At 40.4% G+C, this 9939-nt stretch carries 7 protein-coding genes; all 7 read left to right on the forward strand.

Going from position 1 to position 9939, the window contains the following annotated elements:
- Positions 1-230, forward strand: a 230-nt coding sequence (locus tag F7D20_RS03840) for a transposase (RefSeq protein WP_228114052.1), incomplete at its 5' end; no start/stop codon positions are given.
- Positions 231-675: 445 nt separating this feature from the next.
- Positions 676-1707: a helix-turn-helix transcriptional regulator gene (locus F7D20_RS03845; RefSeq protein ID WP_158462919.1), complete on the forward strand. Its 1032-nt coding sequence runs from the start codon at positions 676-678 to the stop codon at positions 1705-1707.
- A gap of 173 nt (positions 1708-1880) precedes the next feature.
- Entirely contained in the window at positions 1881-4334 is a 2454-nt protein-coding gene (locus F7D20_RS03850; RefSeq protein WP_194253485.1) for a GHKL domain-containing protein, read from the forward strand.
- Positions 4335-4346: 12 nt separating this feature from the next.
- On the forward strand, positions 4347-5411 hold the full coding sequence (locus F7D20_RS03855; protein ID WP_158462921.1) for a hypothetical protein: 1065 nt from the start codon (positions 4347-4349) through the stop codon (positions 5409-5411).
- Between the two features lie 43 nt (positions 5412-5454).
- Positions 5455-7473, forward strand: coding sequence for an AIPR family protein (locus F7D20_RS03860; RefSeq protein ID WP_158462922.1), 2019 nt, complete (start codon positions 5455-5457; stop codon positions 7471-7473).
- A 190-nt stretch (positions 7474-7663) separates the two neighbouring features.
- Positions 7664-8884, forward strand: coding sequence for an L-serine ammonia-lyase (locus F7D20_RS03865; RefSeq protein WP_022251524.1), 1221 nt, complete (start codon positions 7664-7666; stop codon positions 8882-8884).
- Positions 8885-8922: 38 nt separating this feature from the next.
- Complete coding sequence (locus F7D20_RS03870; RefSeq protein ID WP_022251525.1) at positions 8923-9813, forward strand: YitT family protein; 891 nt, start codon at positions 8923-8925, stop codon at positions 9811-9813.
- Positions 9814-9939 lie beyond the last annotated feature (126 nt).

Raw genomic sequence — 9939 nt, forward strand, 5'->3', positions numbered from 1 at the left:
AGCTGATGCCGTTCTATGACAGAATGATGCTGCGCAAGAGATACATTATCGAAACAATTAACGACATGCTGAAGAATACGGCACAGATTGTACATTCGCGTCATAGGTCTGTGAACAACTTTGTCATGAACCTCATCTCAGCATTGGGAGCATATTGTTTCTTTGACAACAAGCCAATGGCATTGCAAGGATACTGCATCGAAGACACGAAGCAACTTTCATTGTTCTAAAGACAGAATAATCTCTTTCGATTCTTTATATACAGCCCATGTCTGATGGCATGGGAAGAGAACTCGCGTATCTGTCTTCACATGCAACTAATCGCTATTTTATCCCGAACTGGGGTATAGCTTATGACGTTTTTTTGTGTCAAGACACGATTTTCGGTCGCAAATATACGCTTTTTACACGTCTTTACCAAGTTTTTTAGGAAATTACACGAAATATTTAAAGGTATTTAAACAAAGAAAGATTACGAATACAATTTTCTTTAATCTTCGCTAAAGGGTATCTAAAGCAACATTTTTTTGCTTTGTTCATGCACTTGTTTCGCTTTGTTCCAGAGTCGTTTTCGCATGGCTTATATTTTTTTTGTTTTTCAATGTTTTTCGGCAAAAAATAGTTGATATTTTAAAGAATTCACTATCTTTGCAGTATCATTTAAATAGCATTAGTATGCCAACAAATAAAAATGCTCAACTGAGATATAAGATACTGGACAGATGCTTCAGTAACTTCAAACATAAATATACTATTGACGAACTTGTTGACGAAGTAAATGAGAGTCTTTCCGATCTTACAGGGCAGGACATCAGTCTTCGTCAGATCCGTGATGATATTAAATATATGCGTGATAGAGTTTCTTATAACGCACCCATCAAAGCATATCCTTTTGGCTCAGGTCGTCAATGCTATTACAGATATGAAGACCCCAACTTCTCTATTTTCGACAATGAGTTGAGTGCAGAAGAATTGAATGACTTGCGTTCTACTATTGAGATGTTGGGAAAATTCAGAGGATCACCTGCTAATGCATGGCTGGAAGAAGTGATTTCTAATCTTGAATATCGTTTTAACATCAAGCCAAACACAGAGAATTTAATTGCTTTTGAGAACAATGAGCAGTTAAAGGGATTGGAATATCTGTCAGATATCATAGATATGACTATACATCACCAACCTGTTAATATTCATTATTGTAGTTTTAAGGGAAAGGAACAGGATGCCATTATCCACCCTTACTATGTTAAGCAATATAATAATAGGTGGTTTGTGCTTGGATATAACGAAAAGTATCAATCTCTTTCTATCTATGCTCTTGATAGAATTCAGTCTTTAAAGAAAGCAGACATTACATTCCAAAAGAATGAGAACATTAACTTCATGGCTTACTTTGATGATATCATTGGTGTTACTCTTCTTGATGAGAAAACACCTAAAGAAACTTTTGTGTTGCGTTTCGAAGTAAACAGATTTCCATACGTTCTGTCAAAACCACTTCATTCTTCTCAAGAAGTTGTCAATATGGATAATCATGTCATTTCCATCAAGGTAAAGCCAAATAACGAGTTACGCCAATTGATATTCTCCTTTATTCCAGATATAGAAGTGATTTCGCCCGCTTGGTTTAGAGAGGAAATAAAGCAAAAAATTGAAGACAATCTCAAGAAATATTTAGCTGTGAGAAATGACTGCACAGATAGGTAGTACCTTTGCATCGTCATTCAGAAATGATGGCAAAAACAGTTAAATGTCTAATTTTTTAATTTTCGTTTGTTATGTCACAGAACAACACTATCTCAGTTAAGACAAAGAATATTGTAGATAACTTCATCAACGAGAATTGGAGTCGCTCTAATTCTATCTCAAGAACAGATGTAATGAAGCATGTCATCGTGACCTTATATGCGCAGATGCCTAATGCCAAAGCAGAACTCATACAGCCTTTCAAGGATTGCATCTTTGACTTGAGCGAGCATTTCACACAAGAAGAGATAGAACTTATCAGTAACGAAGCTAGTGCAATCATCAGATACTGCTATGAGTTTGCAGATGTCATGGGGCATATTGATTTTGATGACGATAGTGAACTTGTTGAAGAAATTCTTGTAAACGATCCTCCATACAGTATTTACAAGACACCTAAAAGTCTTGTTGACGTATGTATGAGACTCAGCGGTAAGCCTGGTAAGGGTGACAATGTGTGCATCCCTTATGGTGATGTGGCAGACTATGCCCTTTACAATCCAAGCGCAGTATTTCACATAGAATGTGACGGATGGCCATCGGAAAATGGCAAGATTGTATCACCAGCAAGTGATATAAACGGCTATTTCCAGATACTTTTGGACAGCCAAGGAGTTTCGTATAATGAGCATTATAATGATGGTAGCAACCTGCCGGACTGTTTGTCTGACTATGTATTTGCGTTCAATCCTACACTCACTCAAAAACGCCCCTTCAATGAAGCGCTATCCTATTGCGACGGAATGTGGAGAAATGCTGATAAAGTATCAGCCTGGGAGTTGGTAAAAAAAATAATGACAGCAATCATGTTTACAAATTCAGGCAAATGCCTTGATTTCATATTGCCGTCAGATTATTTGCATGACAAAAACTTTTGGGATTATTTTAAGTTGATGTTTCAAGAAGAAAAAGACTATCTGAAATTCAACGCAACCATCATATCCTTACCAAGTATGGATTGGGGAGAGACTTATATTGACACTTTCTTATTACACATAGAGAAGAACAAGGGAAACATCGGGGAAATCCGACTTGTTGATGCCACCTCCCCTGAGTTTTACCAAAAAGGAGGATTAACGAAGGAAGGAACAAAAGCTCTATTTGAACCTGACGGTCATAAGGACTCATTTAGCATTACCAATTCGGACCACTACAAGACAGCAAGCCTTAATGTTGATTTACTCCTGGAGGTCATTAACAATAAAGCAGGGGACAGTATGCACTATACTAAGTTCTTTGCTATCAACAAGAACGTGCCTCACCAGTATCTCATTGACAAGGAATTGCCAGACTTGCAGGAGGGAGAGAAATACATAGCTCTGAAAGAACTCATTGATGTCGCGGATTCCAACGGAATTGAGGAAGGTCAACTCCCTTTGCTGGACACAAGTTTGCTCTCTGATAAATACATGGACAGCATAATTAATCCAAGCAATATTGCCACAAAAGAAATAGGGAAGGAGCCAAAACTATGGAGTGACAGCCCATCTTATTTCACAACGAAAGAACCTTGTCTTGTCGCAGGAATTGATGGAAACCATCTTAAAATTGGAAAGTTAAACGATGTCAAGCAGCCAATAGCATTCAAAGATGGTATAACTCCTTTCCATGTCAAGAAAGGAATAGTAACGGAAGACTACCTGTTAAGGGAACTTGTAAAAGAATATTGTACTACGCAAGCCTTGATGTTGTCTGACAGTGATCACGATATTCTTGACTCTGAATATTTCCTTGAAATCAAAATTGCTGTTCCTTCTGTGGAAGAGCAGGAGCGCAGATGCAAGAAAGATATACAAAAATCCTTGGAAGAGACTCGCAAAAACCTTAATGAGGCAGACAGACTACTCTTGCAGTCTGCCGAGGAGTTCAAACGTGATGTCCACATGAAGAAGCATGCCATTGGACAAACGTTATTTAATCTGGGCAACTGGTGGGATTTACTTCTAAAAGTACGCAAAGAAGGAAACGGCATCGTGGATGATTCTAAAGAAATCGGGAAAATTCGCAAGACCCAAATTGCCGATATTTATAAAAACCTGCAAATGGCTTTAGAGAAATTACAGATACAAGTGGATAGCTTTTGGCGTGCAGATGGTTTACAGGCAGAAAAGATGTCTTTAGACTCCTTTGTCAAGACATACGTTAAAAAGCATCAAAGTCCACTTTTCTCTTACGAATATGTATCTACATTAGCAGACAATAAAATGTCAAATGTAACGTTTTCTAAACAAGCTCTAGCAATGGTGTTTGACAATATCATTAACAATGCTTGCAGCCATGGTTTTGAAAACAAAGCTTCTGAAAGTAACATCGTAAAAATTGAAGTGCAAATGGACAATGGATTACCATATATTGTAATCTCAAATAATGGCTACCCTATCCACGAGAAAATCAGTTCAGAAGATGTCTTCACATACGGGAGATCATCCAAAAGCGGTCAAGCTCACTATGGCATAGGAGGATATGAGGTGAGAAGCCTCATGCGAGAGTTCCATGGTGAAGCTGAATTCATTTCCGCACCAGAAACAGAGTTTCCTGTTAGCTACAAATTGACTTTCAAGGATGTCAACAATATTATGGAACGCTAAAAATACACAAACATGCCAAACGAAGTAATATATAAAGTTCTATGGATAGATGATGACCCAGCTATCATAGAGGCTTACCAAATTAAAGCAGAGGACTACAACATAGACCTCTGCCCTGTAAACAACTGGGAAGATGCCGAGAAACTATTGAAAGAGAACTTTGAGGATTACTCCGCTATCATTTTGGATGCAGAATGCAAGATGAATGCAAACGACCCAGAGGAGCATAGCTTTATACATAAAGTTCTGCCTGAATTGAACGAAATTTTTGCCAAAAGACAGATTTATCTTCCATGGTATATTCTTTCTGCAGGAACAATGGATGGTTTCAGTACAGCAATGGACATAGCGCAATATAACCATGCCAAATACGATAAAGAATGGGGCAACATGATGTATTCCAAGACAAGTCCATCCCAAAACGAAAATAGCAGAGAAAAACTCTTCGAGAACATTCAAAAGGTAGCAAGCAACCAAATTTCAAATATCGTGCTGTACCGATATCAAGATACATTCCAATACTTGGGTGAAGGAAAACTTATCAGCAACGAGGCTCGCAAAATTATGATGAAAATGCTATGCAACCTTTATTTCCCAGAGAGAAACCCTCATTTTGAGTACCAAGGCAATCCGTTGCGTAAGGTTTTGGAATATATCTTTCGAGCAGCAAACAAACTCGGCTTGTTGCCAAACGAATGCTTTGAGTATGCTGGTCAGCTAAACCTTTTGGATGCCAATCGCTTTATGTCTGGTAAACCTACAAGTCACAGTATGCTACGATATGGGGAAGAGAGAGACAGTAAAAAGGGTATAGATGGAGATACCATTTTCCCGAACTACATGGGCAACATTACTAAGAATATCCTTAACTTTGCCAGTGCTGACTCTCATACTGGTGAAATAAATGAATATACCATCAATGACAAGGACTTGGTCATCAACGAAAACGAAAAGGAGCTGTTCTTTGGCTATGTTCTTCAACTTTGCCATGTTATCAAGTTCTTCGGGCACTTTGCTGAGGCCCACGAAGACAAGGCAATGAACTTAAGCATGATAAAAAAAGTATTCCATAGTTAAACATAAGTTCGAAAGAAAGCAACAACATTTAAAAGCAAGCATCATGAACATAAAAGAATTTGCACAATATGTACTTGACACAGTACAAGAATCAGCCGAAAACAATGAGACAGACATCAATACAGAACTCGTACGATACTACTTGGACTGTATGGAAGATTGTGACGAGGTCAGTGCTCCTGAAATTTGTGTGTTTTCTGGACCAACAGCAAAACTTACAGCTTATGATTATAATGAAGAGGCTGAATCATTAGACCTTTTTCTTTTTATACGTCCTAAACTATTAGCTTCTCGAGTTGATAGTCAGGCAAAAACTGGTTTCAAATATCTCCGTGAGTTTTACAACCAATGTGTCAAGAAGAAATCACCATTCAAAGGTGAAGAAAGCGAACTTGACAGCGAAGTACAAGATGCCATTAACATCATTCGAGAGGCGAAAAGTAAAGTAAACATAGTTCGTTTCTATCTTTTGACCGATGGCGCCGTTTCTTTAAACGAGACGCAGAACGACAATGAGGACGAAGATGGTATTATCTATGAATACCATGTTTGGGATATTGCCCGCATTTATCGACAAGACCAGATAAAGCAAGGCAATGACAAAATAGAAATAGACTTTGAACATGACATAAAGTATTTCGTTCCAAATAAAAACTCCAAGATCAGCGAACAGATTGCACCAAAGATACAATGCTTGAAAGTGGAGGACGAGAATCCTTATGTAGATACTTATCTTGCTATCATCTCAGGAGATGTTTTGGCTAAGATATACAACCAATATCGAACCTTACTTCTTGAAAAGAATGTTAGAGCTTTCTTACGCAATAAAAGTAAGGTAAACCAGCGTATTATGTCGACGATCAAGAAGACACCTGAAATGTTTTTCTCATACAATAATGGAATCTCAACCACAGCAAGTGAAGTTGAGTTGAAACGAACTGGACGCATTCAATATATAACAAAACTGAAAGATTGGCAAATCGTTAATGGTGGACAGACGACGGCATCTATAGCCTGTGCTACAGATTGCGACTTAAGCAAGGTGTTTGTACAAATGAAAGTGAGTGTGGTAAAGAATAAGGAGAAATATTCTGAAATTGTAAGCTCTATTTCGAAATGTGCAAATAGCCAGACCAGCATCAAGCTTTCAGACTTTGACTCTGGTGATGAGTATCTTGTAAAATTAGAGAAACTAAGCAAAGAAGAAATTGCTCCCATATCTAATACCAAATGGTTCTTCGAGCGAATGCGAGGACAATATACAGATACAAGGGCAAGCTTAAGTGATTTTGAGGAAAAGAACTTCAAAAATGAATATCCCAAAAAGCAGATGTTGACAAAGATAGATATTGCTAAAGTTATGACCATCTGGGATTTGAGACCTCATATTGCTTGCAATAGCAGAGAGAAATGTTTTGCTTCTTTTATGTCTGCGTTGAAGAGACACCAAACTAACATAGACGCTACATATTGGCATGAAGTTGTAGCCTTAAGCATTCTGTATAAGGATATTGAGGCATGCTTTGAAAAAAGATGCGGTCAAGAGAAAGGGTTTAAGTCAAGAACAACAGCCTATACAATGGCTGCGATTTCGCATCTTACCAATCAACGACTCAATCTCACCTATATCTGGAAGAACGAGAAAGTACAACCTCAACTTGAGGAAGTTATAGAAAGAGAAGTAGTGAAGGTCAACAATTTTCTGGATCAAGACAACTCTCGCTCGTTCACAAAAAATTCAAAGTGTTGGGAAGACTTGAAAGCAATATTGGAAGGACATACAGTTCCTGCTTCGTTACTAATCACAGAAGACGACTGTTCCGAGGATTACAATGAAGAAGAAAAAGGAATTATTCTTCAAGCTAATGCAATCCCGATAGAATTGTGGGAAGCTATATTGATTTGGGCAAAGAAAGAGAATAAATTTTCTTTAATCGAGAGGAGACAGATTTCAAATTATATCAAAAAAATAGAAAACAATAGACTTTTCAAAACAATAAAGACGGCAGAAAAGGCTATTGCTTTGAAGGAAAAGGCTGAATTATTGGGGTTTTCTCTTTGACGTTCTTAAACAGTTTGCTTGTCGTGGATTGATTTGAAAATTAGAAGAGAGCAGAAGTTATTTCTATTTGCCTTTGCTGATTTTTCTGATTAAACTTGCCGATATTTCTATTAAAATTTGTAATTTTGCAACTTAATAGAACGAGATCGGAAAATAGTTGTTTTAAACAAGCAGAAACTTAGTATAGAATATGAAATCATTACGCGAGCTTTATAGAATAGGCAAGGGGCCGTCGAGCAGTCATACGATGGGACCCCAGCGTGCTGCCCAACTCTTTTTGGAACGCTGTAGCAACGCATCTTCTTATGAGGTGACTCTGTATGGCAGTCTGGCAGCCACAGGCAAGGGACACATGACGGATGTCGCCATAGAGGAGGTGCTTCATCCACATCACACTGTCAGCATTATCTGGAAGCCACAGGTGTTCTTGCCCTTTCACCCCAACGGAATGAAGTTTGTTGGCAGGGACGTGAATGGTGATATTATAGACGAGTGGACGGTTTACAGCATTGGCGGTGGAGCCCTTTCGGATGGCATTGACGGTCATGATGAACTGGGAGCTTCCGAAGTGTACGACCTCAACAAGATGAGCGATATACAGAGCTGGTGCTACGATAACGGCCGCTCTTTCTGGGAATATGTGGAGAAATGTGAGGACAAGGAAATCTGGGACTATCTCAAGACGATATGGCAGACCATGAAAGAAGCCATTCGTCGCGGTCTCGACCATGAGGGTGTGTTGCCTGGTCCGCTGAATCTGCCTCGTAAGGCTGCCACTTATTACACCAAAGCCAAGGGCTATCGCGCCTCGCTGCAGTCGAGAGGTTTGGTTTATGCCTATGCCCTGGCAGTGAGCGAGGAGAATGCATCTGGAGGAACCATCGTTACGGCTCCTACTTGTGGTGCCTGTGGCGTGTTGCCAGCGGTGCTCTATCACATGCAGGAAGCTCACGATATGAGCGAACAGCGCATTTTGAGAGCCTTGGCTACTGCCGGTCTTGTGGGCAACATCGTCAAGCACAATGCTTCGATAAGTGGTGCCGATGTGGGTTGTCAGGGTGAGGTAGGCGTGGCCTGTGCGATGGCTTCGGCTGCAGCCTGCCAGTTATTTGGTGGAAGTCCTGCCCAGGTGGAGTATGCTGCCGAGATGGGTCTGGAACATCACTTGGGTATGACCTGCGACCCGGTATGCGGACTGGTTCAGATACCTTGTATCGAGCGTAATGCCTTTGCTGCAGCCCGTGCCTTGGATGCCGACTTGTATGCTTCTTTCTCCGACGGTCATCACAGTGTGTCGTTTGATAAAGTGGTGGAGGTGATGCGCCAGACGGGTCATGATCTTCCTTCGCTCTACAAGGAGACCAGTGAGGGCGGACTCGCCAAGGGACTTGGCAAGAAATATACCAAATAATATACACATCAAAATCAAAAAATAATCAAAACTGCATCATGACGAGGAAAACAAAAATTCATGAGATACGTGATTACATAGTGATAGCCTTAGCCATGGTTATCGGAAGTATCGGTCTTAACGTGTTCCTGCTTCCCAACCACATCACTATGGGCGGTGTAGGCGGTATTGCCTCTATCCTGTATTGGGGCTTCGGTATTCCTGTATCGTTTTCTTATTTCGGTCTCAATATTTTTCTTTTGGTATTGGCCTATAGGGCATTGGGATGGCGCTTCTGCCTGAAGACGGTGTATGCCGTGGCAGTCTTTGCCGTAGTCACCCGCTTGATAGAGAGTCATGGCGGAAACGAGATCACGCTCTTGCACGACCAGCCATTCATGGCAACAGTGGTGGGAGCTTTCTTCATGGGATGCAGTGCCGGATTGGGATTGTCGAGCAATGGTTCTACGGGTGGCTCTGATACGGTGGCAGCCATGGTGAACAAGTATTACAACATCTCGTTGGGTCATGCCATCATGATTTGCGACCTGTGTATTGTCACGAGTTCCTACTGGGTGCTGAAAGACTGGGAGATGGTGATCTATGGCTATGTGTGCCTTTTTGTCTGCTCTGTTTGTGTAGACCATGTGGTGAACACTCTTCGCAGATCGGTGCAGTTCTTCATCATCTCGGACAAGTATCTGGAACTGAGTGCCGCCATCAATACAGCTGCCGACAGAGGCTGTACGGTGATGGACGGTCATGGATGCTATAGTGGCAAGGATGTGCACATGCTTTTTGTGCTGGCCCGTCAGCGTGAGTCGCAGACGATATTCCGCCTGATAGATGAGATTGACCCTTCTGCGTTTGTCAGCCAGAGTGCTGTTATCGGTGTCTATGGATTGGGCTTCGACCGGTTCAAGGTCAATAAGAAACTGATAGGAAAATAGAACTGATCATGGCTCACCCGATATATCTAGGGGATTAAGCATATAGTTTTGTAAGTCTGAAAAGAAAGAAGTTTATATCCGTTACTCCCCTTAAAGCAGCTCTAAACGCCTTAATTTTAGCATTGA

Origin of the sequence: Segatella copri (genome assembly GCF_009495355.1) — a bacterium.
Taxonomy (GTDB): Bacteria; Bacteroidota; Bacteroidia; order Bacteroidales; family Bacteroidaceae; genus Prevotella.